General features: G+C 49.1%; 2 tRNA genes and 1 rRNA gene. All 3 read right to left on the bottom strand.

What is annotated here, in order from left to right:
* Positions 1 to 240: 240 nt before the first annotated feature.
* A tRNA-Ala gene (locus tag DX130_RS26135) sits at positions 241 to 313 on the bottom strand.
* A 30-nt stretch (positions 314 to 343) separates the two neighbouring features.
* Positions 344 to 420 (bottom strand) — tRNA-Ile (locus DX130_RS26130).
* 80 nt (positions 421 to 500) lie between these two features.
* A 5S ribosomal RNA gene (rrf, locus tag DX130_RS26125) occupies positions 501 to 617 on the bottom strand.
* Positions 618 to 815 lie beyond the last annotated feature (198 nt).

The following is an 815-nucleotide window of genomic DNA, read 5'->3' as shown; positions in this document are numbered from 1 at the left end:
TGTTCGCCACGTCCTTCTTCGGCTCCTGGTGCCTAGGCATCCTCCGTGCGCTCTTACTAGCTTAACCTAGTTATCGCTCAGCGAATTGCTTCAGCTGGCGGTCGATGGTACGACTGAATTGCTTCAGTGTACATCTATTTAAAACAGCTAAAGGATGTTTCAGCAGAAGATCTTCATCTTGTCCGAAGACAAGGTTCAAAACTTCTTGTTACTTTCGTTATCCAGTTTTCAAGGAACAAATGGAGCCAAGCGGGATCGAACCGCTGACCTCCTGCTTGCAAGGCAGGCGCTCTCCCAGCTGAGCTATGGCCCCGTAATGGGATCAACACTCATGTGTTGATAATGGTGGGCCTTAGTGGACTCGAACCACCGACCTCACCCTTATCAGGGGTGCGCTCTAACCAGCTGAGCTAAAGGCCCTCGGGTATTCTGCTTTAACTTCCAAGGGTATATCGGATAAAGTATAGATCATAACGATCAACTCTATCTTTTTACTACCCGCTTGGCGACGTCCTACTCTCCCAGGACCCTGCGGTCCAAGTACCATCGGCGCTGGAGGGCTTAACGGTCGTGTTCGGTATGGGAACGCGTGGTTCCCCTCCGCCATCGCCACCAAACGGATTGGTGAAGATTTTCGCAGAAGCGAAAACTTCGAGAAGATTTTTGCAATGACTTCGTCATATACAAAAACTTCGATGAAAGACGATTAGTCTTTCAAAACTGACAACGAGCGAGCAACAATCCTGCCTGAGAGTTGCTTGTGAAGACTTTCGTCTTCTTATCCGAACCTCATCGGGTTCGGGTAGTTCCTTAGA

Source organism: Paenibacillus paeoniae (assembly GCF_003388735.1).
GTDB classification, from domain to species: domain Bacteria; phylum Bacillota; class Bacilli; order Paenibacillales; family Paenibacillaceae; genus Pristimantibacillus; species Pristimantibacillus paeoniae.
This window is presented reverse-complemented; position numbering and strand designations above follow the sequence as displayed.